The 24,872-nt window shown below is 40.2% G+C and carries 25 protein-coding genes, 1 tRNA gene and 1 other annotated feature; of the genes, 15 read left to right on the top strand and 11 right to left on the bottom strand.

All coding sequences use genetic code 11. The features are described from left to right. Window positions 1–152: 152 nt before the first annotated feature. A complete protein-coding gene (locus I588_RS07445; RefSeq protein WP_010755663.1) occupies window positions 153–779 on the bottom strand; it encodes a response regulator transcription factor in 627 nt (208 codons plus the stop codon). Continuing rightward, on the bottom strand, window positions 757–1,866 hold the full coding sequence (locus I588_RS07440) for a sensor histidine kinase (RefSeq protein WP_010755664.1): 1,110 nt from the start codon (window positions 1,864–1,866) through the stop codon (window positions 757–759). Before I588_RS07440 ends, I588_RS07445 begins: the two co-directional genes overlap by 23 nt. A gap of 117 nt (window positions 1,867–1,983) precedes the next feature. Here I588_RS07440 and I588_RS07435 point away from each other — a divergent pair, with 117 nt between their 5' ends. From I588_RS07435 to I588_RS07425, 3 genes are read left to right on the top strand one after another with little or no spacing between them, the layout of a single operon-like run. After that, a complete protein-coding gene (locus I588_RS07435) occupies window positions 1,984–2,916 on the top strand; it encodes an ABC transporter ATP-binding protein (RefSeq protein WP_010755665.1) in 933 nt (310 codons plus the stop codon). A 12-nt stretch (window positions 2,917–2,928) separates the two neighbouring features. Then, a complete protein-coding gene (locus tag I588_RS07430) occupies window positions 2,929–4,071 on the top strand; it encodes an ABC transporter permease (RefSeq protein WP_010755666.1) in 1,143 nt (380 codons plus the stop codon). Further along, the gene (locus I588_RS07425; protein WP_010755667.1) at window positions 4,058–5,248 is read left to right on the top strand and encodes an ABC transporter permease; all 1,191 of its coding nucleotides are present in this window, start codon (window positions 4,058–4,060) and stop codon (window positions 5,246–5,248) included. Before I588_RS07430 ends, I588_RS07425 begins: the two co-directional genes overlap by 14 nt. A 67-nt stretch (window positions 5,249–5,315) precedes the next feature. Here the strand turns inward: I588_RS07425 and I588_RS07420 are convergent, their stop codons facing one another. Both I588_RS07420 and I588_RS07415 read right to left on the bottom strand, forming a co-directional pair. Beyond that, complete coding sequence (locus I588_RS07420) at window positions 5,316–5,588, bottom strand: hypothetical protein (protein ID WP_010755668.1); 273 nt, start codon at window positions 5,586–5,588, stop codon at window positions 5,316–5,318. Between the two features lie 76 nt (window positions 5,589–5,664). Continuing rightward, window positions 5,665–6,078 (bottom strand): NUDIX domain-containing protein, encoded by a 414-nt coding sequence (locus I588_RS07415; protein WP_010755669.1) that lies wholly within the window; start codon window positions 6,076–6,078, stop codon window positions 5,665–5,667. Between the two features lie 133 nt (window positions 6,079–6,211). Here I588_RS07415 and I588_RS07410 point away from each other — a divergent pair, with 133 nt between their 5' ends. From I588_RS07410 to lplA, 4 genes are read left to right on the top strand one after another with little or no spacing between them, the layout of a single operon-like run. After that, on the top strand, window positions 6,212–7,291 hold the full coding sequence (locus I588_RS07410) for a M42 family metallopeptidase (RefSeq protein ID WP_010755670.1): 1,080 nt from the start codon (window positions 6,212–6,214) through the stop codon (window positions 7,289–7,291). Between the two features lie 30 nt (window positions 7,292–7,321). Further along, a complete protein-coding gene (locus tag I588_RS07405) occupies window positions 7,322–8,107 on the top strand; it encodes a DUF975 family protein (RefSeq protein WP_010755671.1) in 786 nt (261 codons plus the stop codon). Then, on the top strand, window positions 8,104–8,841 hold the full coding sequence (locus I588_RS07400) for an MBL fold metallo-hydrolase (protein ID WP_010755672.1): 738 nt from the start codon (window positions 8,104–8,106) through the stop codon (window positions 8,839–8,841). The genes I588_RS07405 and I588_RS07400 overlap by 4 nt, the downstream gene beginning before the upstream one ends. An 11-nt stretch (window positions 8,842–8,852) precedes the next feature. Further along, window positions 8,853–9,860: a lipoate--protein ligase gene (lplA, locus tag I588_RS07395; protein ID WP_010755673.1), complete on the top strand. Its 1,008-nt coding sequence runs from the start codon at window positions 8,853–8,855 to the stop codon at window positions 9,858–9,860. Between the two features lie 25 nt (window positions 9,861–9,885). Here the strand turns inward: lplA and I588_RS07390 are convergent, their stop codons facing one another. Further along, complete coding sequence (locus I588_RS07390) at window positions 9,886–11,436, bottom strand: hypothetical protein (RefSeq protein ID WP_051130047.1); 1,551 nt, start codon at window positions 11,434–11,436, stop codon at window positions 9,886–9,888. Window positions 11,437–11,775: 339 nt separating this feature from the next. Here I588_RS07390 and I588_RS07385 point away from each other — a divergent pair, with 339 nt between their 5' ends. Next, complete coding sequence (locus tag I588_RS07385; RefSeq protein WP_010755675.1) at window positions 11,776–12,294, top strand: S24/S26 family peptidase; 519 nt, start codon at window positions 11,776–11,778, stop codon at window positions 12,292–12,294. 115 nt (window positions 12,295–12,409) lie between these two features. On the opposite strand, the gene I588_RS07380 is transcribed toward I588_RS07385, so the two are convergent. Further along, window positions 12,410–12,670 carry a MerR family transcriptional regulator gene (locus tag I588_RS07380; protein ID WP_010755676.1) on the bottom strand — a complete coding sequence of 87 codons (261 nt, stop codon included), beginning with the start codon at window positions 12,668–12,670 and terminating at the stop codon, window positions 12,410–12,412. A gap of 305 nt (window positions 12,671–12,975) precedes the next feature. On the opposite strand from I588_RS07380, the gene I588_RS07375 reads away from it, so the two are divergent. Beyond that, complete coding sequence (locus tag I588_RS07375; protein ID WP_245569554.1) at window positions 12,976–15,528, top strand: cation-translocating P-type ATPase; 2,553 nt, start codon at window positions 12,976–12,978, stop codon at window positions 15,526–15,528. A gap of 225 nt (window positions 15,529–15,753) precedes the next feature. Here I588_RS07375 and I588_RS07370 read toward each other — a convergent pair whose 3' ends face one another. The 5 genes from I588_RS07370 to I588_RS07350 form a co-directional block, all read right to left on the bottom strand. Then, window positions 15,754–16,512: an SDR family NAD(P)-dependent oxidoreductase gene (locus tag I588_RS07370; RefSeq protein WP_010755678.1), complete on the bottom strand. Its 759-nt coding sequence runs from the start codon at window positions 16,510–16,512 to the stop codon at window positions 15,754–15,756. A gap of 203 nt (window positions 16,513–16,715) precedes the next feature. Beyond that, a tRNA-Arg gene (locus I588_RS07365) sits at window positions 16,716–16,789 on the bottom strand. Window positions 16,790–16,851: 62 nt separating this feature from the next. Next, complete coding sequence (locus I588_RS07360; RefSeq protein ID WP_010755679.1) at window positions 16,852–17,694, bottom strand: alpha/beta hydrolase; 843 nt, start codon at window positions 17,692–17,694, stop codon at window positions 16,852–16,854. A gap of 99 nt (window positions 17,695–17,793) precedes the next feature. Next, window positions 17,794–18,462: an O-methyltransferase gene (locus tag I588_RS07355; protein WP_010755680.1), complete on the bottom strand. Its 669-nt coding sequence runs from the start codon at window positions 18,460–18,462 to the stop codon at window positions 17,794–17,796. Window positions 18,463–18,466: 4 nt separating this feature from the next. Beyond that, window positions 18,467–19,111: a uracil-DNA glycosylase gene (locus tag I588_RS07350; protein ID WP_010755681.1), complete on the bottom strand. Its 645-nt coding sequence runs from the start codon at window positions 19,109–19,111 to the stop codon at window positions 18,467–18,469. Between the two features lie 112 nt (window positions 19,112–19,223). Next, window positions 19,224–19,294, top strand: a sequence feature (ribosomal protein L21 leader region). A gap of 20 nt (window positions 19,295–19,314) precedes the next feature. Here I588_RS07350 and rplU point away from each other — a divergent pair. The 6 genes from rplU to I588_RS28035 all read left to right on the top strand — a co-directional run bounded on the left by rplU (window position 19,315) and on the right by I588_RS28035 (window position 24,762). Further along, window positions 19,315–19,623, top strand: a complete 309-nt coding sequence (rplU, locus tag I588_RS07345) for a 50S ribosomal protein L21 (protein ID WP_010755682.1) — start codon at window positions 19,315–19,317, stop codon at window positions 19,621–19,623. Window positions 19,624–19,639: 16 nt separating this feature from the next. Further along, the gene (locus I588_RS07340; protein ID WP_010755683.1) at window positions 19,640–19,981 is read left to right on the top strand and encodes a ribosomal-processing cysteine protease Prp; all 342 of its coding nucleotides are present in this window, start codon (window positions 19,640–19,642) and stop codon (window positions 19,979–19,981) included. A 16-nt stretch (window positions 19,982–19,997) separates the two neighbouring features. Then, complete coding sequence (gene rpmA, locus I588_RS07335; protein WP_010755684.1) at window positions 19,998–20,291, top strand: 50S ribosomal protein L27; 294 nt, start codon at window positions 19,998–20,000, stop codon at window positions 20,289–20,291. A 198-nt stretch (window positions 20,292–20,489) separates the two neighbouring features. Continuing rightward, complete coding sequence (gene brnQ / locus I588_RS07330) at window positions 20,490–21,842, top strand: branched-chain amino acid transport system II carrier protein (RefSeq protein ID WP_010755685.1); 1,353 nt, start codon at window positions 20,490–20,492, stop codon at window positions 21,840–21,842. A 201-nt stretch (window positions 21,843–22,043) separates the two neighbouring features. Next, entirely contained in the window at window positions 22,044–22,610 is a 567-nt protein-coding gene (locus tag I588_RS07325; protein WP_010755686.1) for a methyltransferase family protein, read from the top strand. A gap of 376 nt (window positions 22,611–22,986) precedes the next feature. Then, window positions 22,987–24,762, top strand: a complete 1,776-nt coding sequence (locus I588_RS28035) for an ammonium transporter (RefSeq protein ID WP_010755687.1) — start codon at window positions 22,987–22,989, stop codon at window positions 24,760–24,762. Window positions 24,763–24,872 lie beyond the last annotated feature (110 nt).

Below are 24,872 nucleotides of genomic sequence, written 5' to 3'. Positions count from 1 at the left end.
TAAATAGCTGCAAAGTAGGGGCTAACAGCCAATAATTCGCTTATCAGTCCCTACTTTATAGAAGTGATTCATCTCTTTTCGTGTAAAATAGTAGAAAGGCTCCCATAATAATCATGTAAAGATTATTATGGGAGCTTTTTATTTCTTCTATTCTATTGATACTCCTGATAATAAAAAATGGCCAGCTGCGTTCGATCCCGGACCTCCAGCTTTTCCAGCAATTGACTAATATAATTGCGAACGGTCCCTTCACTTAAGAAAAGTGCTTCGGCAATTTCCTTATTATTTTTGCCGTGAGCCACCTCTAACAAAATCGCTTCTTCTCGCTCGGATAATTGATAATCATGAGTCTTTTTAGGGGCTGTATTCTGCAAAATCTCGGTTAGTTTACCTACTATCTCCGTTCCGAAGACAGATTGTCCGTTGTTCACAGCTTTAATTGCTGGGACGATAGCTGACAAGTTTTGCTTAATTAAGTACCCCTTCACACCCAAAGCCAAAGCTTCTCGGATGTATTCATCATCTGAAAAGGTAGTCAAAAGCAAAATAATTGCTTCTGGTACCTGCTGGAGAATTTCTTTAGAAGCTTCAATGCCTGTACTTTCTCCCATTCGAATATCAGTTAGTAAAACATCGGGCCGTTCTTTGAGAAATAAGGTCACTGCTTCAGGAGCAGAATGACCGGTGCCCACTACTTTAATTTCCCCGCTGGCTTCAAGAATCGTTTTTAAGGATTCGGTTACCAGACAATCATCATCAACTACTGCTACCCGTATCATCGGATGCCTCCTTTGGTAAGATTATATTGATTTGAAACCCTTGCTGTGAAGGATGGATATGCAGCTGACCATTCATTTTTTGGACCCGCTGTCGCATACTAGCCAATCCCATGCCATTAGTGATTTCAGGATTTTCTGGAATTGCTTTGCCATTATCTAAAATTTTCAGACGATAAAAAGCGGGTAATTCATCGAAGATCAAACGAACCTGTGTAGCTTGACTGTGCTTCATGACATTAGACAACGCTTCTTTGATTACTGTCAGAAGCACTTTTTGCTGAGACTTCGATAAGCTTTCAGGAATAGTTCCTTCTAGCTTCACAGGACAAAAGCGGAAGTCCGCCAACAAAAGCGGAACCGATTTTGTCAAATTAAGTGAGTCGTTATGGAGATCATGCACACTTTTTCGGATACTATTCATACCGCTATGAATGGTTTCTTTCAGTTGTTCCAATAATTTGCTAACTGTTGAATCTTGGTTGACGGCCTCCACTGCACCTAGCTGAATGATGGCACTAGAAAGCAAATGTCCAACATTATCATGAATGTCTCGGGCAATCCGGTTACGTTCTTCAGCAATCTCCAGCTCAAGAAAGGTTTCCTGTGAGCGAATCAATTCATCGTTTTGTTCCTTCAGTAATTCCTGCTTCTCCCAGCTATCATCCTTTAGCTGCAGCAGTTCCCCTCTTAATTGGGTATATTCTCGTTCTCTTAAGCACAGATACAAGGCAAACAGCGACAGGCTGGCAAGGATGCCGCGAATAAAGATTGTGATTGCTGGCTGCAGCAGCACTCCGATAATGGCTAAAGGAATTAACCAATCATAGCTTTTAGCTTCTCGCCAAACAATCCGTAAGGTTGCTGGAAAGAAAAATAGGAAGCTGGGCACAATCACCCCCGTAACGGAAATGGCAGCAAAGGACAGCCAAGTACCGTATTGCTTAGGAAGTAGGGGTGCTGGGGCAATCAATAGAATCGCAATCAGCACATACCAAACATTCTCTGGCTGAAAACCGCCACTGAATAATAAGAGCGCTCCACTGATAAATAGGAAGAGATATTCAAGCCAGTAGGTGTATTTCGTCATGTCCGTCTCCTGATCATGTGACATTTGTCATGTTGTATTTAGCAGAATCTCACTATTTCCTCTGCTCATTTTCCATTATAGTCATGGTAATAAGAAAAAGAAAAGGAGTTTTTACTCATGATGATCGAAATTGAGAACTTAGTAAAACGCTATGGTGATTTCTTAGCCATTAATCATTTAAATTTGTCAGTTAAGCAAGGAGATATTCTAGGACTATTAGGACCAAACGGAAGCGGAAAATCAACAACCATTAATTGTGTATTGTCGCTGCTGTCTTATGATCGCGGCAATATCAAAATTTTTGGGGAAGAAATGGGTCCTAACAAATACAACATTAAACAAAAAATTGGTGTAGTACCACAGGAAATCGCTGTTTTTGAAGAATTGAATGTAAAAGACAATATCGACTATTACTGCGGATTGTACATCAACGACAAAAAAACACGAGCACAATATGTAGAGGAAGTTATTTCTCTAGTTGGTTTGGAAGAGTTTTGCAAGTTCTTCCCTGCACAGCTTAGTGGGGGCTTGAAGCGCCGTCTAAATATAGCCTGTGGAATTGTTCATAAGCCGGAGCTGATTTTCTTGGATGAGCCCACCGTAGCAGTTGATCCACAAAGCCGCAACAAGATTTTGGAAAGCATCAAAGAACTAAACCGCCAGGGGGCAACAATTGTTTACACCACGCACTATATGGAAGAAGTTGAAATCCTTTGTAACCAAATCGTGATTATTGACCAGGGTCAAGTAATTGCAGAAGGCACGAAGGAGCAGTTAAAGAATATGGTTCGTACCAGCGAAAAGGTAATCATGGAAGTACCAGATATTTCTCAAGTACAGTTGAAGGCAGTTAGTGAATTGCCAGGTGTTTCCGATGTCAGTTACGACGAAATGTACCTAACCTTATACACAAAAGAATTGAAGCAAAGTATGCTTCCGGTATTAAGCTACTTTGAACAAGAAAATATTCCTTATGCCAATCTGGTTACGGAAGAAGCGACATTGAATGATGTGTTCTTAGAAATTACTGGCAAAGAGCTGAGAGATTAGGGGGAGTCGAAGATGTTTTTACGATTGTTTGTTTACCGCATCAAGGTATTATTAAAAAATAAAGTTCTGCTATTTTGGACCTTCGCTTTCCCAGTAGTCTTAGGCTTATTGTTTAACTTAGCTTTTAGTGGATTGGATGATATGGATAGTCTAGAAACTACTCAGGTAGGGATTGTTTCCAGTGATAAGCAAAAAACAGAATCCTTTGAAGATGTTTTGTATTCAATCGAAGACGACCAGGGCAAGCCAGTGTATCAAGGCGAGCGGATGAGTAAGCAGGAGGCGGTTAAACAATTGGCTGACGACAAGATTGCTGGCTACTATGAAATCACGCCTGAAGACATCGCTCTTTCCGTTAGTCAAAGTGGAATTCCCCAAACAGTTTTGAAGGAATTTTTGAATCAATACGTTCAAAGAAGTGCTGAGATAGAGGCGTTACTTGCTTCTGGAACCGTTGATCCTCAGAGCTTGTCTGCAGATACCTTTGGCTCAGAGGATTTTGTCACTGAAAGCCATGAATCTAGTAATTTCAGCATCAAATCTTTTTACTTCTTTACTTTGGTGGCGATGGCAATTATGTATGGGTTTATGTGGGGCTTGAAGAATGCGAATGATCAGCAGGCGAACCAATCAGCTAATGGTATTCGCTTATGTATTATCCCGAAAAATAAATTGGTGGTAGCTACCGCTAATTTACTAGCAAGCTTTGTTCTCTTCTATATTCAAAGTATGGCGATTCTAGCTGTTTTCCGTTTTGTTTACGGTGTAGATTTCGGGGATCGCTGGGGTTATATTTTACTGATTTATGCGATTGCTTCATTGGCTACACTGTCCTTTGGAACCTTAGTAGGAAATGCATTTACTAAAATGACCTTTCAGCAGAAGATTAGTGTGGGTGTAGGAATTTCGATGGCGATGAGTTTCTTTGCCGGTATGATGGGATCACAATCGTTGAAGTACTGGATTGACCTACATTTACCGCTTTTGGGCAAGCTGAATATTGTTAATTTGATTAGCGACAGTTTGTATCAATTGTTTTATTATGAATCCTTGCGCCCTTTTTATCAAAACCTGATGTGGATGATCGGCTTTGCGATACTTTTCACCTTATTAAACTATTACTTCGAGAGGAAGGTTCAATATGACCACATATAATGCAATCTTACAAATTTTGAAACGAAACAAAGGCTCTTTATTATTGGGGATTATTATTATGGGCATCATAACTGTCTTTTATGCAGGACAGTTAAAATCTGAACCAAAGGATTTAGGAGGCGCAAAGATTGTAATTTTTGATAAGGACGATTCAGCGATTAGTCGCAGCTTGGTGCAACAGCTGTCCCGACAACATGAACGAGTAACCTTAGAGGATGATAGTCAAAAAGGAATTGACGATGCACTCTATTTCGATAAAGCAGAGTATGTATTAACTATTCCCAAAAACTTTGGTGCAGATTTAGCTGCCGGAACGAAAGCAGCCGTTGATAGTCAGACAAAGCCAGATACCTTTTCGAAGTCATTGGTTAATACAACAATCAATCATTTTTTGAACACTTATCAAACCTTTCAAAAGCAAATGCCCTCAGTGAGTCAGAAAGAAATCCTGAGTATGACCCAAGATACCTTGAGTGAAGAAGGCACGGTCCATTTTGACACTACGTATCATCAGAAACGACGTCAAACAGTTAAGGCAAGCATTTACAATCTATTAGCTTATGGTTTGTTTATGACAATTTTCAGCGGCTATTCGGTAATCAACTTAGCGTTTAACCGGAAGGAAATCAAAGATCGCAACAGCTGTTCACCAGTCTCTCGTCGTAAATTGTCTCGTCGTATTTCAATTGGCAGTCTGGCCTACTCGCTATTTTGTTTAGTGATTTTCATGGTTTTTGTTTTCTTTGCTACGGAGAGCGGCTTTAATCAATTGACAGGTTACTTTTTATTGAACACGTTGGCTTTCTTCTCTGTTATGGTTGCTTTTTCTATCTTGGTTACTAGTGTGATTAAGAGTAGTGAAGCGATTGCCGGGATTAACAATGTTTTTATTATGGGTTCTTGCTTCATCAGCGGAGTTTTTGTCCCAACCGATATATTACCTGATGTGGTAATGAAGATCGGTTCATTCACACCAACCTATTGGTTCGTTCAAAACAATGAATTACTAGGTAAAACTATCGAGTTTAATCAAGCCTTCAAGGATAAATTCTTGCAGCAGACGTTGATTCTACTAGCCTTTACAGCAGTTTTCTTGGTTATTCATTTGATCACTATGAAGGAAAAAGGCGGCTTGAGTTTATTTAGCAAAAAAGAAGCAGCTGTCTTAGAACATTAAAAAAACTGGCAAGCAATGAAGCTTACCAGCGTATCACAAGTATAAGGGATCACTTTTTGGTCCCTTTTTAATGTGTTTCGAAAATTCTTGGCAATACTTGATCAATTCGAACCTGTTCATCATCGGAAAGGACTTTTCCATCTTTGCGCCAAACTGAAATAGTACGTTTGTCTTTTTCTAAAGCATAGTTGTTGGCAACGTATTTTGCTTGAGGGTTACCGGTTAATTGTCGGATAAAGATATTTCTAAGTTCGCTTAAGGACAAGTCGTTTTCTCCCTGTAGCAAAAAAGGGGACTCATAGCGATAGACTCGTTGATCATTAGATATTATTCCGCGCATTGTTTACCTTCCTTCCATTTTTCCTTATTTTACCAATAATTAGCCGGATATAATACACTATTTTTTCAAGTTAAGCTTAATCTTCTTGATAATAATGTTGAAGCTCGCCAAAAAATACGGGGAGTAAGTTATTCAAGGTACCAGCTAAGCGCTGTGTCTGTAAATCGTCTTTGTTCACCCAGAAAAGATTACTCTTGGCATAGGGTTCCTCGGCAGTTTTAGCAGTATACAAAAACGCCAGTTCCCGTTCTTTTTTTGCTAAATGATTCCATTCAGCTATCCCCATCAAAACTGGATCAATCGTTAAGCCCGTTTCTTCTTTAATTTCCCGAATCGTAGCCGCTCGGGCGCCTTCATTTTCTTCGACATGTCCACCAGGGAATGTCCAGCCAGGCCAGTCTTTTTTCTGGCGGTCTTGAACGAGGATTTGGCCTTTGGTATTTTCAATCATGACCATCATCGTTACTTCTACAGCTAACAATCGTGACATTTTCTTCACCTCGGGTATATTATACCAAGAAAAAACATCTAGACTACGCAAAGTTTTTTTACAATGGTATACTTGGAAGTGTGAAAAAAATCATCATAGTTTCATGTATTTGTAGGAATGAGGAGGATGTATTGTGGATCAAAAGGAAGAACAACTACTAATTGATTTGACTTCAGCCCGAGGAATTGCTGGAAATGAAGACGAGGTAAGAGAGGTTTTTAAAGACTATGCCAAGGATTTTGCGGATGATATCTTTTTTGACGGCTTAGGAAGTGTCATTGCCAAACATGGTGCTGGCGGCGGTCCAAAAGTATTTATCTCTGGACATATGGATGAAGTAGGTTTTATGGTTACGAAAATTACTGAAAAGGGCTTTTTGGAGTTTCAAACCATTGGCGGCTGGTGGAATCAGGTTATGCTGGCACAGCAGGTGGAAATTAAGACAATGGATGGCGAAATCATTCATGGGGTAATTGGATCAAAACCGCCGCACGTGCTGTCACCTGAAGCGCGTAAAAAGCCTTACGAAATTAAAGATATGTTTATTGACATTGGGGCTTCCAGTGAAGAAGAAGCCAAAGAGTGGGGGATTCGTCCTGGTGACATGGTGACACCTTATACTGAATACAAACGTATGAACAATACAAAATTTTTATTAGCTAAGGCTTGGGATAATCGTGTGGGAACCGCAGTTGCTTTGCGTGTGTTGGAAAATCTTTCAAAACGTGAACATCACAACGTATTATTTGCTGGCAGCGATGTGCAAGAAGAGGTTGGATTACGCGGCGCACGTACCAGTACTCATTTGGTAAATCCCGATGTAGCTTTTGCTTTGGATACTGGAACTGCTGGGGACACTCCAGGGATGACACCCAAAGAAGCAGATTCTGTTTTAGGTAAAGGACCGCAAATTCTAATTTACGATGCGTCAATGATTCCTCACAAACGACTATTGAACTTTGTAATTAAGGTTGCTGAAGAATTAGAGATTCCATTCCAATATACTGTGATTGCTGGTGGTGGAACGGATGCAGGCCAAATGCACTTAACTCGCGATGGCGTACCATCTTTGGCAATTACCGTGCCAGTACGTTACTTACATTCTCACAATACAATCATTCATGAAGATGATTATTTAAATACCGTTCGTTTAGTCACAGAGGTAGTGGCTCGGTTGGACAATGATGCATTAGCAAGCTTGAGAGATTATTAAAATAGAGATGGAAAATGAAAGAGGTATACAATGGAAAAATTAAAGGTTAGCGATTATCGTAAAATTGCTAAAGAGAGTCTAAGAGGTCAATGGGGGATTAATGCTGGATTTATTTTCCTTAATTCGTTATTGGTAATGGCCATTGGACAAGTCACAGGTGTAGTTAATAACGGTTCTGTTCAATCAGTGATGTCATTTCTAATCAGCACCTTTGTCTTGTTTGCTTTTTCTTATGCGACTTACTATGTTGGTTTATTTGTGGTTCGAGGCGGTCGAGCGGACCTTGCCCAATTATTTGTGGTTTTTCAAGGAAAGTATTACCTGCCAGTCCTGATAATTAATGTCATCTATTTGATTGTACAGTACGTATTAGGGTTTGTTATTTTCATACCGCTAATCTTACAAGGAGGACTAGCCTTTTATTTCAGTTTAGTTATTGGGGCAGGAAGTATTGATTACTTCAGCCTAGGGCAATTAGCGACTGCTGGTTTTGTGCTTTTATTTCTAATTACCTTGATTTTATTCTTATTTGTAACAAGTATTGTTGGCGGTTTGTTCCGCTTTGCTGCTTATTTACGATTTGACTATCCTGAGTTAAGTGCAATGGATTGTATTAAAAAGGCTTGGGATTTGATCAAGGATCGTTGGGGTCAATACATTTTACTAGAGCTTTCATTTATTGGCTGGTATATTTTAGGTACACTATTATTTGTTATCCCATTACTTTGGGCCATTGCTTATTCAAATACAGCTATTGCGGCTTTTTATGATCAGGCACTGAAAGAGAAACTGGAAACAGAGGAGACGATTGTATGAAATTGACAGTCTTAGGCTGCCTAGGTGCGTATCCTTACGAAGGACAAGGGACCACCAGCTACTTGCTGCAAAGCGGTGATTTCAATTTGCTGCTGGATGCAGGTAGTGCAACCTTAGTTGAACTGGAAAAAGAGTTGGATCCATTAGAGTTGGATGCAGTAATTTTAACCCATTATCATCATGATCATATTGCGGATTTGGGTGTGCTGCAGTATTACTGGCAGCTTTATCCAACCCAAGTACCGAAACCGATTTTACCGATTTATGGTCATACGGAAGATGAGTTTCACTTCAATGATTTAACAATGGATGGAGTAACAGAAGGACGTCCTTATTTTGAAGCAGAAGACTTGAAGGTAGGACCACTTACGATTACCTTTATGAAGACAATCCATCCGGTTCCTTGCTATGCGATGCGTTTTGTGGAGGATGAAACAGGGAAGATATTCGTATTCACCGGTGATTCTGGTTATCTGGAAGGCTTCAATGAGTTTGCTAAGGATGCTGATTTATTCTTAGCAGATACGTATTTATTTAATGGAAACGAGCATCACAAAGCCCATTTCACTGCACAAGAATCCGGAACCTTTGCCAAAAATGCTGCTGTGAAAAAGCTAGTACTTACTCATTTACCACAGCAGGGTGATTTAGAGGAACTGCGTCAACAGGCTCAAGCAGCCAGTGGCGAAATCCCAGTAGAATTGGCTGCACCGCATAAACAATTTATTATTTAGGAGATGATTGAATGCTTTACGTGCCAAACGATCAAGAACGTGATCCACGAGTAAACCTTGCGATTGAAACCTATCTATTGCGCAACATGCCTTTGGATGAGCCAATCCTGTTGTTTTACATTAATGAGCCCTCAATTATTATTGGGCGCAATCAAAATACGATTGAAGAAATTAACAAGGAATACGTGGAAGAACACGGTATTAAGGTTGTTCGCCGCTTAAGTGGTGGGGGAGCTGTTTATCATGATACTGGGAACTTGAACTTTAGCTTTATTATGCCAGATGATGGCAATTCCTTCCGAGACTTTAAGAAGCTGACTGAACCGATCGTAGAAGCGCTGCATAAGCTTGGGGTTCAAGGTGCTGAATTGAAGGGACGTAATGACTTAGTAATTGAGGACAAGAAATTCTCTGGCAATGCCATGTACTCAACTAATGGACGGATGTTTGCTCATGGTACTTTGATGTTTGACAGTGATGTGGATGAAGTTGTTAATGCTTTGAAGGTTCGTAAAGACAAGATTGAATCAAAGGGGATTAAATCCATTCGTTCCCGTGTGACCAATATTAAGCCATTCTTACCTGAAGATAAGCAGGGAATGACGACTGAAGAATTCCGCCAAGCGATTCTATTACAAATTTTTGGCGTGGATAGCGTGGATCAAGTGAAGACCCATGAATTAAACGATGAGGATTGGAAAGCCATCAATCAAATTTCCGATGAATACTACCGGAATTGGGATTGGAATTATGGCCGTTCTCCTGAGTTTAACTTGGAACGTCGCCAGCGTTTTGCCATCGGTTCCATTGAGGTACGTTTAAATGTAGCTGAAGGTGAAATCAAGGAAGCCATAATCTTCGGTGATTTCTTTGGACTAGGGGAAATTAAAGATGTTGAAGATCAGCTTATCGGTACAAAATATGAAAAAGGAGCCTTAGAAAAGGTAGTCGATCAAATTGACTTAACTCATTACTTCGGCAACATTACAAAAGAAGAATTCTTGACGTTAATCTATTAAGAGCAGAAGGAGCAGCGATCGCTTGTTAGGCGATTGGCTGCTCCTTTTGTGAGAGGCGAATAATTAATTGGTGCTCTAACCGTTGATAATGACCTTTTCTTTTTCCAACGGAATTTCTCAATTTCTGCTGATAAAACGTCAAATCCTCTTGAATTGTCTGATCGAAGGTAGGACGACTATATGGCTCCATATGACTTTCAATAATTAGTTGATCTTCTTTTTGGCTAATAGAAAGAGCGGCATCGCAGCCGGTATGCTGCTTTAAAAGCAGTAATTTTTCAAAAATTTGAATCAATAGCTGCAGTAGTTCTTCTTCCAGCACTTGGTTCTTCTGCTGCAAATGGAATTCACAGGCTAGTTTTCCGTCAAGCTTTGCAAAAGCTTCTTGGTAGTACTTTCGTAAAGTAGCTAAGGTTAAACCTATCGGTAATGCTTGTACGTGGTTTTCTTTATAAACTAACGAGCTAAAGTAGCAGTTTAAGGCTTGAAGTTTTTGTTCAAAGCAGGCTGAACGAGAAGCTGCAGATTGTTCTTTAGCTTTTCGTTTGCTTAGTGCAGCATATTCCTCCCAGAAATGATATCCGCAAATCAGAACCGCTAAGGCAGTGAATAGAATCATCGGCCAATCAACAATCAGATTCGCAGCACCAATGAATAATTGAATGTAAAAGAAGCAGTGGATGACTGCTGCCATGACAATCCCTGGTGAACAAATGATATAAAAGCGATTGTCAGAAGCTGCCTCTAATAAAGAAATCATGGCTGTATACAAGGTTAAAAATACGTTTAAGCCGCTAACTACCTGAAGAATAACCGGCAAAGCTATCTGCTGTGTTATCAAACTAATAATTGTGAGTACCAATAATACATATTCGATTGCGATGACGGGAAAATACCATTTACGATACAAGGTAGTTCTCAGCCAATAGTAACTGGTTAAAGCAATCGGAATCAAGGTAGCTGTTAAGCTATAGCACAGCGACAGTTTATCAGGTGTAAACAAGGTACCAGTAGAAAGATTGTTTACTGAAGATTGAATGCCTACCAGTAATGAGAAGATACTCAATAAACCAGTTAGAGCAATACGCTTTTTACTCAAATTCCTTCGTAGAATTAACAGAACAATGGCTGATATACCAATACCTAAGCAAAGCATCAGAATGATTATTTGTGGTACGGAATGCATTAAGAAAAATTGATTTACTTTAGTCGTTTCTCCTAAAAAAACTTGAGCGGGTAATCCAGCATAGTAAGGGTAAGGGCTCTGGGTTACAATTCTCAAAGATTTCTGTTGATAATCCTTTGGTAATGAAATTTTGGTGAATAAGAGTCCAGGATTCTCTTGATTCGTTGTTTTCTGATACTGGTACAGAATCTGGTCATTTAGCAAAACCGTGACCCATTGATGATTGGTTCGCAAAATGAGCTCAGGATTTTTGACCGTTTGCCGTAAGGGCTGCTGCATAATTAAGACTTCATTGGGATCAACAAATTCGATCCGACGATTATTCTCACCAAACAACTGCTGATCAGAATGGTTTTCAACAAAGAAAACCCAGTCTTTCTTTAATTCCATAACATGTGTTTTTTTAAGTTCTTTTCCTATTTGAAAAAAGGTGATAGAAAACAGGATTAAAATAACGGTTATTATGGTAACGAGTATCGAGGTGTGTCGTGAATGGAAAGAAAGTAGCTTAGGGACGTGTCTGCTCTCTTTTTGGGACATAAAATAATACCTCGTCTTTCATCAGTTTTCTTATTTTAAAATTGTAGCTACATTAATACTATCATATTAGAAAACAATTGAAAATTAGAAATAAATTGGTGGTAAAGATAACTGTCATATCCATTGATTGAATGAATATGATATGATAGAAATGAATGAGGGAAACTAGTAGAATAAAGGAGGGAAAGAATGAATTACTATAAAAAGATAACTGTTGTTTGTGGAACAGTTATTGTGTTCTTCTTCTTGCTTACAACTCTAACAATTGTTATTCCTCGTCTGTTAGAGGTCACTCCTTATGTCGTGGAAGATGACAAAATGGCACCGAAGTATCGTAAAGGAGGACTTTTATTTGTCCGTCCTAACAAAAAGCAGGCGCAAGCAGGAGAGTCGATTACTTATTATGAGAATCAAGGGAAGTCTGTGAAAACGCGTCGTGTCTTGTCTGTTGATGAGAAAATTCATGGCTATTTTGTTAAAGGGGATAATGTCTCGGAAGCTGAAATGGGGTTGGTGCATTTTCGTAATTTCATAGGAAAACCGACTTTTTATTTACCTTATTTAGGCTTTATAGTAAATAGCCGGTTTATGAATATAGTAAAGGCTTCGTTGTTCTTATTGGCGATTTTGTTGACCCTGCTGACGATTTTGCATCAAAAGGATTACTATGGTAAGAAGCAGATGCTTGAAAAATTAGAGGATGAATGAAAACCTGTTATCAATGTGATCCGATAACAGGTTTTTTCATGTATTCTCTTAAAAGAAAATCACTTAAATTTCTGATTGTTTCCTGAGCCTGCAGCGGATGGCAAACGTCCTTGACTTATTTTAAAGGTGAAGGAATCCCGATTGATAGAGCCAACAACTTCTCGGCTATCATAAAGCTGCAATAGAAATTGAGCCATTTCATCCCTGTTTGCTTCAATTTACGAATAAAGACTAACCACTCCACATCTTTTTCATCAAAAATCCGACGATTGTTAAGATCTCTTTTAGTCAGAATAATTCCTTGCTTTTCATAATAACGTATTGTATCGATGCTGAAGCCAGTCAATTCTGAAAAGGTTCCAATGCTATAGGTCATCCAATTCCTCCTTCATGCAAATGGTTATTTTAAAAACAAGTATAACCTAATAGGCTCCGTTGACCAATAGCTTTCGTGATACATTAGAGCAGATTTTGGGTCTAGCTGATTGGAATTTTAACCGTATGTAAAATAATATTAGGGTGGCCTATAGAAATTTTTTTAAGCGCCCAGCTTTTGTTTTTTTCGTTTCTGCTAAACAGTAAAAGTTGCCTAAGAAATAGAAAAATAGCGTCGTAATCATTAAAAAAGACAGGTATTATGAGTGAACCGTTTTTATTTTTTTGGTAGAAGGAGAGAGTATGATGAAAATGAATTGGGAGGGCTTGACGACTGATCAAGTGAATAAACAATTAGCAGAATATGGTAAGAACCAACTGGAGCAAAAGCAAAAGGAGCCATTTTATCTAAAGGTCTTTCACATTATTTTAGAACCGATGTTTCTTTTGTTGGTGGTAGCGGCACTGATCTATTTCTTTCTGGGAGAACCAAAGGATGGCTTAATTATGCTGACTTTTGTCGCAGTGATTATTGCGATCGAAGTGGTTCAAGAGTGGAAAACCGATCAAACATTGAATGCGTTAAAGGACCTATCTGCGCCGAAAGTCAAAGTGATCCGTAACAAGCAGACAGTGGAGATTTTGAGCGAGGATCTAGTTCCAGGAGATGTAATGCTGATTGAAGAAGGTGTGAAAATTCCTGCAGATGGTTTTGTTATGAAGGCTAATGATCTAAGAGTTAACGAATCGTCATTGACAGGTGAAGCTGAAGCCGTCTGGAAAAAGCTTGCGCTAACTGAAGAAAATACTGGAAAGGATTACTGGCGAGACGACTACGTTTATACTGGAACATTGGTTACAACTGGCAGTGCAACGATTCTTGTGGATAAAACGGGGACACAGACAGAATATGGCAAAATTGGCAAGCACTTGGCTACAGTAGAGAATATGCCGTCTCCTTTAGACAAACAAATAGGTAAGCTGGTAAAGGTATGTGCTACGATTGCCTTTATTTTTTTATTGCTTGTTGCCGTAGTGACTTTCTTCAATGACCGTAATTTGGCTTTTGGAGATCGGATCATTCAAAGTATTTTATCAGGAATTACTATTGCGATGGCTATGATTCCAGAAGAGTTTCCTGTGGTATTAACCATTTTCCTATCAATGGGTGCGTGGCGCTTAGCTAAAAAGCAGTCGTTAATCCGTAAGCTGCCAGCTGTTGAAACGATGGGATCGGTATCTGTCTTGGCAGTGGATAAAACCGGAACAATTACTGAAAACAAAATGACTGTTAGCGATAGTTGGATAAAAGATCAAGCAAGCCAGCAACGCTTTACCGAAATTGTCGGTTTGGCCTGTGAGACTGAGCCGTACGATCCGATGGAAATTGCGATCTTGGAATATGCCGCTGAGCATAATTGGGATAAAGAAGCCTTGTTTTCTAATGAATTAATTACAGAATATCCTTTTACTGACGAGTTGAAGATGATGGGGCATGTTTGGCAGCGATCAGGCAAGCCGACGATTGCCGTGAAGGGTTCACCGGAGAGTGTTTTGGCTATTTCAACCCTCTCACCAGAAGACAAACGAGTAATTACGCATGAAATCAAGCAATTTGCTAAAAGAGGCTTGCGAGTTTTGGTAGTGGGTGAGCAGGTAGTTGCTGAAAAATCTGAGATTCCTGCATCCATTGAAGAGTGTTCTCTTACTTTCTTAGGGTTGGTGGGATTAAGCGATCCACCGCGTCTTGGTGTGAAGAACGACATTTTACAATGTCGAAAAGCTGGCATTAAAGTAGTGATGATTACCGGAGACAATGGGATTACAGCTAGTGCTATTGCCAAGCAGGTAGGAATTGCGAATGCTGATTATGCGATGACAGGCAACGAAATAGATCAGTTGACTGAGGTAGAGCTGGCGGAAAAGGTGAAAGGAGTCAACGTATTTTCGCGAGTAACTCCGGAGCACAAAATGAAAATTGTCAAAGCCATTAAGCAAAATGATGAGGTTGTTGCTATGACAGGTGACGGAGTAAACGATGCGCCCGCCTTAAAGTATGCGGATATTGGCATCGCCATGGGTAAACGTGGTTCTGAGGTTTCCCGCGAGGCTGCTGATCTGATTTTGATGGACGACAATTTTTCAACTATTGTCAATACTATTAAAGACGGTCGGCGAATTTATGACAACATCAAAAAGGCGATTGGGTATATCTTTGTTATTCACATTCCAATTGCTTTGACCGCTTTGTTTGGACCGTTATTAGGAATCGCTCAATCAGCGTTATTTCTATTGCCGACGCATGTCGTATTGTTAGAATTGGTGATTGATCCGACGTGTTCGGTTGTTTTAGAGAGACAGCCCAGCGAGCCAGATATTATGAATCGTCCGCCAAGAAGTCGGTATGAAAATATTTTATCTTCAAAATTATTGCTGAAAAGTGTGGTTCAAGGATTGATTATTTTTGCGGCATCATTTGGAGCTTACTATCTTAGCCTGCAGCAAGCTCCGACTAATGATGAGTTAGCCAGAACAATGGGATTAACTGTGTTGATTGTTGCTAATATCTTTTTGGTGATGGTAAACAGCTCGAATCATTTATTGGGGATTCAAACCTTTGTTCAGCTGCGTCGTGATAAAGTGATTTGGGGAATATTGGGAGGTACCATTGTTGCTTTGCTGGGACTGATCTATTCGCCAATCAATGGCTTTTTAGATTTGGCAGCTTTATCTATGTCCCAATTAGCAAGCTGTGCTTTGCTGGGAATGGCTGCTGTCTGCTGGTATGATGTGGTGAAACTGGTCAAGAATAAAATGGAAAAGAATAGTCAGTTAGCAATGGAGAATAAGCAAATTTAGTTTACTGAATTACGGTGATTTGATGAGTTAGGAAGTAGGATAAAAGCTACTTCCTATTTTTGCTTTCAATGGCAGGAAACGATAGAATTCGTTGGTGCGGATTATTATTTGAAGGATGCACTGGAAAGTGTAACGATTGCCAAGAAGTTTTTTGGGGTGGAATAATAGAAGAGCTGCAAAACACTTGCTGTGAGGTGTTTTGCAGCTCTTTTGTATTTCCAATAGTTAGACTGCCGTCCATCCGCCATCAATGGCAATCGTTTGTCCGGTTGTATAAGAAGAATTTTCTGAAGCAAACAATAATAATTGTCCTAGAAGTTCTTCAATTTTCCCGGGACGTCCAATTGGAGTACGGAATTTCAATAGCTGTTCAACCGATTCGTCGATTACCATCATTTCACTTGGGAACATGCCTGGTGCGATGGCATTAACTGTGATATTATACTGTGCCCATTCTTGCGCAAGGCTGCGGGTGAAATTTGGTACAGCTCCTTTCGTTGCGTTGTAGGCTAAATTCGGCATTTGCATACCTGCGATAATACCAAACATCGACCCGGTATTGATGATTCGTCCATAGTTATTTTCAATCATGTTTTTACCAACTTCTCGTGCCATTAAGAAATAGCCGGTTAAGCTGACATCGACTACCTGCTGCCAGTCTGCTAAAGATAAATCAACAGAAGGGGTTACTTGAATCGATCCTGCATTATTGACTAAGATATCAATCTTACCAAAATGATCTACTACTTTTTGAACAGCTTCAACAACGGCATTTTCATCAGTGACATCGACAGGGACAGGCAGACATTCACCGCCGGCACTATCAATTTCATTTTTAACTTCTTCTAAGCGTTCTACACGGCGTGCCATAACAGCTACCTTAGCGCCGTTCTCAGCTAAAGCTTTTGCATATTCTCGGCCTAAGCCTGATGATGCACCTGTAACAACTGCAACACGACCAGTTAGATCTAAATAATTTTTCAAAAAAATCCCTCCCTTTTTTATCATGTTAGCAAATAGAAAGCCTTTTCACAAGAGGGTTGCAAATATACTTTTTTAGGATAAATAGACTAGTTAAAAGCGTTGGAGTTTGTCTAAGAGGGTTTTGAACAAAGAAAAAAATCTGTTAGAGGCCTAACAGATTTTTAACCTACTGACAGCTATCATCAGTTGAAATGTTGTTTGTACGTGCCAGGAGGGATTCGAACCCACGACCGCTCGCTTAGAAGGCGAGTGCTCTATCCAGCTGAGCTACTAGCACAAGTAGTTTAGCAACAATAGCTATTATAGAAAAACTACTTTAGAATGTCAATCTTTATTTAGTTATTTTATTTGATCAAAGAGATATTTTTGAATCAACTGCACAGTTTTTGCATTCTCAACGAGTGATCCATGGTCTGCATTTTCATCAACTGTCATTTCTTGATAGCTCTTTGAATCGCCGTAGATTAGTCTTCCGGCTAAGACACTGGTTAGTGGAACTGTTCCATCGGTATTTTGATTATCGACATTTCCGCTAAGATTGTAGACGGAGATATTTTTCGGGATATTATCACGGCCCTTTAGATAATCCATTAAAAGAGCACTCTTTTTTCTTGGCTCGGTAAAAACAGTGCTGTTGTCGTTGTCTTCCCAAGAGGTACCATTATAAGGTGTTCCTAGAGTTACTAGATGATTGAGAGCAGGGTCGCTTTTTTGCTGGTCATTTTCCAAATAGCCAGTAAGAATTAATCCCCCGTTAGAATAGCCTAAATAGTCATAGGTTGAAAAAGCATAAAACTGCTCAGTATAGGCGAGCGCTTTTTGCAGCCATTGGGATTGCTTAGGCAGCGACTCGTCTGAGCCATCGTCAAAGGCGACGACTAAAATCGGATGCTGAGTTTCCAGGGAAAACTTACCAGCACTTTGTACCGAACCATCTGTTTCGACTGTGAGCTTCACTACATCAATGCCAGATTCTTTCTTTTTCAACGTTTTGATTAGACCGTCAAACTGATCTACATTGCCATTTGTACCGGGCACCATGACAACAGGCTCCGAAATTGGCAAAGCATGCTGATCCTGCGGTGAGGCAGCTGCGCGATCTTTTGTTCCAATCCAAACCAACCCTAAAGTAACAATAGTAATGATCAAATAAGTGATCAGTGAATTTTTTCTTTTGTTCATGCCAAGGACCTCCGTACTGAATCTTCCTCTTTAGTTTATGCTGCTTTACCTTGGGAACAAGAGAAAATAGAAATTCTCAAGAAAAAAGTAAGGATTGCTTTATTTGTCTTTGGTAATTAGTGCTACTCCATCGCCTAAAGGAAGCAGGCTGGAGGTTAAATCGGGAGCCTTAGTGACTGTCTCTAAAAACTCATTCAGCTTGCGATAGATGGCACGATTTTTTCGGGGTGTTTCTTCAATAGGGTGGAAAATAGTGCCCGCCTGAAAAATGTCATCTACCATCAAGACACCACCCGGCTTCAATAAACGCAAGCATTCGGGTAAGAATGTAATATATTTTGATTTGGCGCTGTCCATAAAAATGAAATCATAAGGGCCTTCAAGCGTTTGTAATAATTCGGCTGCTTCACCCTCCAGCAAAGTTACGCGCTCAGATAAGCCCATTTTTTCAAAATTTGCTTTGGCCTTTTCGATCATGACAGGGAAGCGATCGATAGTAGTAATATGAGCCTCCTCGCCTAGGGTTTCCGCCATTAAACTAGCAGAAAAACCAATTGCTGTTCCGATTTCCAAAACATTTTTCGCTTTTAGCTGTTTTAATAGAAACTGCATAAAAACGACGGTTTCGTGAGGAATAACCGGGACACCCTGTTCGTGAGCATAAGCCTCCAATTCACCTAATTTACCAGTAAGTTGTTTTTGTTCGGTTCGCATATAATGTAAGACGTCCTGATTCACAATTGGACGATGCATCATTTCATTAAGCATGTTGTTACCTCTTTTCTTCTATTATTAAACCGAGATTTTTCCAATCCTCGGCGATGCTTTCTGTTAATGAACGATTATAAAAAATAGCTGCTGGGTGATATAGTGGATAAACTAAATATTCTTTAGCTGAAAACTGATAGTCATTTTGCGTCTGATTCAGCTTTTGGATCGGTCCGTGATAAAGTTTTCCATGCATGTCAGTAATCTGATGACCAGATCCTAATAAACGCTGCAATCCAATATTGCCTAACGTAGCAATCATCGGTGGGTCGATCACTGATAATTCATAATCAAGAATGGGTGCATGAGCCAGCACTTCTTTTTTTGAAGGCGTTCGATTCGGATAAACGGTTTCTTCCTGGTCTGTCCGGCGATTGATGCGGTGGACTTCCTTAAAAGGGCGACTGCGTACCGCGCTGGTAATATAAGTGTTCTCCCGTGTTAGTCCAATGGAAGCCATCGCGCTCAGCAGTTCCTTGCCGGCTGCGCCGCTGAAAGGAATAAAATTTTCAACTTCATTACGACCGGGTGCTTCGCCGACGAGCATTAATTTGGGGTGCCTCGGACCTTGTCCAGCCACAAAGCCCTCCAAACGCAGGCCAGTCGATCGTTCTTTCACTAATTGGACCAATTTGTCAGGATATTCCATGGATTTCACCTCGCCTTTCTATAGTAAAGAATAACCTAGCCTCTCGTCAATAATTTAATCATTGACTTGGTAGTATTTTTTTAGTAAACTAAGAATGTTGTAATTGTGGACTCCACAGCTACAACCGCACAGAGCAAGTCTTAAGTACGCAAGTCACTTGTGATGGCGAGTCTAAGTATAAATTATAAGGAGGTGCCACAAGCATGTACGCAATTATCAAAACAGGCGGCAAACAAATCAAAGTAGAAGAAGGTCAAGCAATCTACATCGAGAAATTAGATGTTGAAGCTGGCGAAAAAGTTACTTTTGATCAAGTTGTTTTAGTCGGCGGCGAAACTACGAAAGTAGGAGCTCCGATCGTTGAAGGTGCAACAGTTGAAGGTACAGTTGAAAAACACGGCAAACAAAAGAAAGTCGTAACATTCAAGTACAAACCTAAAAAACATTCACACCGTAAACAAGGTCATCGTCAACCTTACACTAAAGTTGTCATTGACTCAATCAAAGCGTAACAAAGAAGGTGCCTAAATGATTTCAGGTACATTCAAACGGAATGAATCAGGACGGATTGTTTCTTTTGAACTCTCTGGTCATGCGCAGTCCGGTGAATACGGACATGATATTGTGTGTGCCGCTGTTTCTGCTCTAGCAATTAGTACTGTTAATGGTATTGATGCATTAGCTGGAACCCAGCCGATCATTGATGCGGACGAAGTTGAAGGTGGCTACCTTTATATGGAGCTCACAGAAGGATTGACTCAGGAGCAAACCAATATCACGCAAATTTTATTAGAGAATTTGTTGTTGGGCTTACAGGCCATTGAAGAAGAGAACGATCAGTACATTCAAACTAAAACTATCAAACAATAACCAGGAGGTGCATCTCATGTTGATGAAAATGAATTTGCAATTCTTCGCCCATAAAAAAGGTGGCGGTTCAACTTCTAACGGACGTGACTCAGAATCTAAACGTTTAGGCGCTAAACGTGCAGACGGTCAAACTGTTACAGGTGGATCAATCCTTTACCGCCAACGCGGTACAAGAATTTACCCAGGCGTAAACGTGGGTAAAGGCGGAGATGATACTTTGTACGCAAAAGTTGACGGCGTAGTACGTTTCGAACGTAAAGGCCGCGACAAAAAACAAGTATCAGTATATCCAGTAGCTCAAGAAGCTTAATTAGTAGAAATAAGACCAGAATCCTTTGGGGTTTTGGTCTTTTTTTATTGGGGAATCTTAGCTATGCATATATTTTTACAAAAAAACTCTTCATGTAACTCAAGAATGAAAATTTGAGGAGAATAACTTGTAAACTTTCATGCTCTTAGGTACTATTACTCTAGATTTCTTTACATTCTATAGTTAGTAGGCGAGTTTATGGAGAAAAAACTTTCATTTAGACAGTATTTATATGTAGGATCGATGCTTTTTGGTTTGTTCTTTGGCGCGGGGAATCTGATTTTTCCCGTTAACATGGGGCAGTTGGCTGGAGAAAATGTCTTGCTGGCGAATCTGGGGTTTTTGGTTACAGGGATTGGGTTGCCGTTTTTAGGTGTGATTGCTATAGGGGTTTCTCAAAGCAAAGGGGTTTTTGAGTTAGCTTCAAAAATCGACCGCAGGTATGCCTTTATTTTTACTGTTTTGATTTATTTAGTTATTGGGCCGTTTTTCGCACTGCCTCGATTGGCAACAACTTCTTTTGAAATTGGGCTGGCGCCGTTTGTTGGTGATGGAAATCAATCGATTGTTTTGGCGGTCTTTAGTCTAGTGTTCTTCGTGGCAACCTGGTTCTTTTCCCGTAAGCCCACTAAAATATTGGATTATGTGGGTAAATTTTTAAATCCGATCTTTTTGCTGTTGCTGGGAACACTACTGTTTTTAGGTTTTACTCGTCCGTTGGGGCCGATAGCTGGTGCGGTGGTGCAGCCTTCTTATACGACTGCGGCTTTTTCAAAAGGGTTCATCGAAGGGTATAATACGCTGGATGCTCTAGCTTCGCTGGCGTTTGGGATTATTATTGTGACGACGATTCAATCCATGGGAATCGAAAAGCCGAACCAAATTGCTAAAGACACCATTAAATCTGGAACGATTAGTATTGTATTGATGGGTGTCATTTATACATTGCTGGCTTATCTAGGAACCATGAGTCTGGGAAAATTCGCTTTGAGTGAAAATGGCGGGATTGCCTTGGCACAAATTGCCAATGAATATCTAGGAACGGCTGGCAGCGTACTTTTGGCTTTGATAGTTATCTCGGCCTGTTTAAAGACGGCGATTGGTTTGGTAACGGCCTTCTCAGAAACCTTTGTTGAACTGTTTCCAAGCCGCAGTTATCAATTTTTCATTGTCGTTGCAAGTATCCTGCCGTGTCTATTTGCCAATGTCGGTTTGACGAATATTATTCAACTCTCTTTACCTGTTTTGATGTTTGTCTATCCGTTAGCGATGACGTTGATTTTGCTATCTATAGTAAGTCCGTTGTTTAAACATCGGAGAATTGTCTATCAAATGACTACGGTGTTTACTATTGTGCCAGCGATTTTCGATGGGTTGGCTGCTAGTCCTTCTGGCATTTTGAACATACCTAGTGTGGATTCGCTTTTAACCCTTGCTGGAAAATATTTGCCTTTTTTCCATATAGGGATGGGTTGGGTATTGCCAGCCTTTGTCGGATTTTTGATTGGGATAATCTACACACTCTTTACGGAAAGTAAACGTGCTGTTTAGAAAACATAGTTTCGAAAAAAGTTCACCAAGTTGGTGAGCTTTTTTTGTTAGCGCGTAAAAATGGATTTTTCGTTGAATAACGAAAATCATGTACTTTATTCTAGTGAAGTGAGGGGTATGAAAAAGTCTATTGACTAGACAATTGGTCATATGTGATAATGTTCATATGAATGAAAGAACATGCAAAGTGAGATGATTGAAATGATGGTTAGGGGATTGATGTTAGTAATCGTTTTGCTATTTTATGTAGCGTATTTGTTAAAAGCAATGTTGTTGGCTCGTCAAGGGATTAAGGTAAATTTTTTAGGAGATGAAAAGCAGGATAAAAAAACCGTACTTTTTGAATGGGTATTACGGGTAATAACGGGAGTGGGAGCATTTTTCCAATTTGTTCTGCCATTTTTTGTAAATTCTGGCCCTTTGGCGTTAAGTGTAGTAGGATTGATGATTGCGAGTTTTGGAACGGGGATCTTCGTCGTTGCCGTGAGAACAATGCGAAATAATTGGCGAGTTGGTTTTGGAGAAGAGCAGGTAACAGAGCTAGTTACTACGGGAATTTATCGCTATAGCCGCAATCCGGCGTTTGTCGGTTTCGATTGTTTGTACGTGGGGATAGCTATGGTGTTTCCCAATTTATTGACCTTATTGCTAGCGATTAGTGCATTGGTGCTTTTTCATTTTCAAATCAAGCAAGAGGAAACGTATTTGCTGACTGAATTTGGTGAAAGCTATCGGAATTATCAACAGAAGGTACGGAAATATCTCTAATAATGAAGGGAAAACTCGATCCTGGGACCGAGTTTTTTTATTTAGGAGTGGGTGACTTCCTTGATGGTTCGAGTATTTAGTTGATAAGTAACACTGGAAAATAGCGTACCTGTAAGCATCAGAACGGCTGCGTAAGTACCGGCGGATGACCAAAGTGCTTGAATAAGGATGTTAGAGAAATTTCCTGTTGAAACTCCTAAAAGTTTAGTGTGGTAACATCATATTTTTTACCTTATGTAAGTTCATATAACATAAAAATAGAAAAACCGCCAAAAAAATCCAGTATATGTAATAAAATTTAACATAAGACCTTGACTGTTTTAGTTCGTGTATGTATGATGTTAAAAAAGGTAACATATACGAAAGGGTTGGTAGGATGTATTCATCAATTGATGTGGTATGGACGTTATTAGGGGCATTTTTAGTATTTTTTATGCAGGCAGGTTTTACTTTAGTGGAATCGGGATTCACAAGAGCAAAAAATGCCGGTAACATTATTATGAAGAATTTGATTGATTTCTGTTTTGGGACTATTTTGTATTGGGTTATTGGTTTTGGCATTATGTTCGGCAGTAGTAGTGCAATTTTTGGCGGATTAAACTTTTTCGCTTCAGGATCATTGACCTTTGATCTGCCAACACCAACCTTTTTACTATTTCAAACGGTCTTTTGTGCAACAGCGGCAACGATCGTTTCAGGAGCAATGGCGGAGCGGACTAGCTTTGTCGCTTACTGTATCTACAGTGCAGTGATTAGTGGATTGATTTATCCGATTTCGGGGCATTGGATTTGGGGCGGCGGCTTCTTGTCTGAGATGGGCTTCCATGATTTTGCTGGTTCAACGGCTGTTCACATGGTTGGTGGCGTAGCAGCTTTTGTCGGAGCAGCAATTTTAGGGCCTCGGATTGGCAAGTATACTAAAGACAAAAAATCGCAGGCGATTCCAGGACATAACCTAACTTTTGCAGCTCTGGGAGTTTTCATTCTGTGGTTTAGCTGGTTTGGATTTAACGGTGGGTCAACCACTTCGATGACAGGTGACGATACGATGGTATTGGCATCTAATGTTTTAGTGAATACCAATATTGCGGCGGCTGCTGGAACTCTGGCTGCAATGATTGTTTCTTGGATTAAATTTAAAAAGCCGGATGTGTCTTTGACCTTAAATGGGACATTGGCAGGATTAGTAGGGATCACCGCGGGCTGTGATATGGTTAGTGCACCAGGGGCTTTAGCGATTGGGGTATTCGCAGGAGTTGCAATGGTTTTTGCAGTTGAATTGATTGATAAAAAGTTACACGTAGATGATCCAGTTGGTGCGGTAGCAGTTCATGGTGTCTGTGGAGCGCTGGGAACATTGTTGACTGGAGTATTTGCATTAGATGGTGGGTTGTTATATGGCGGCGGCGCTAGCTTTTTAGGGACTCAGTTGTTGGGTGTGGCGATTACGATGGCATGGGTTGCAGCAACGACTACCGTGTTGTTCACTGCCTTGAAGTATACAGTTGGTTTGAGAGTTTCAGAAGAGGATGAACTTGCCGGTATGGATATTATGGAGCATGGCTTGCCAACAGCGTACAGCGGCTTTGTTTTCGGTCCAGACATGACAGATGCAACTGGTCAGCTGGCTGCGCAAAATGCTTTACAGGCAAATGGTACAATGTTTTCGCCAACACCGGAGTTGGCAACTAATGTGACGAATATCACTTTGGAGGACACTGTTGCTGAAACGAATTCAACGACTACTTCCAAGGATTGGTTACGCCCTTCGAAGGGGGAAGATAGTCATGGGATCACAACAGTTTCGGTGGTGATCAACGAAAATAAATTGGATAGCTTGAAGAAAGGTCTGGAAGAAATCGGAATTGAAGGCTTGACGGTCACTCAAGTGCTTGGTCACGGGATTCAAAAGGGTCACACTGAATACTATCGTGGCTCGCCAGTGCCAACTAAGCTTTTGCCAAAGGTTAAGGTAGATGTAGTGGTTAGCAGTATTCCAGTTCAACAGGTGGTAGGTAAAATGAAGCGTATTCTGCATACCGGCCAGCCTGGCGATGGAAAAATTTTCGTATCCAGTATGGAAAATGTGATTCGTATCAGCAACAGCGATGAAGGAACTGAAGCGCTGCAAGGATATGATACCAAAATATGATGTTAGCTAGGTCTAAACCTGCTTGACATATTCTCATTCTTTGACGACCTGCTTAACACCAGCAGGTCGTGTTTTTAGTTTTGAATAAGTGATGCGTCAAGAAAATATAT

The organism is Enterococcus pallens ATCC BAA-351, from assembly GCF_000407485.1.
GTDB classification, from domain to species: Bacteria; Bacillota; Bacilli; order Lactobacillales; family Enterococcaceae; genus Enterococcus_A; species Enterococcus_A pallens.
The sequence above is the reverse complement of the archived record's forward strand: the minus strand, read 5'-3'. Positions and strand labels throughout refer to the sequence as shown.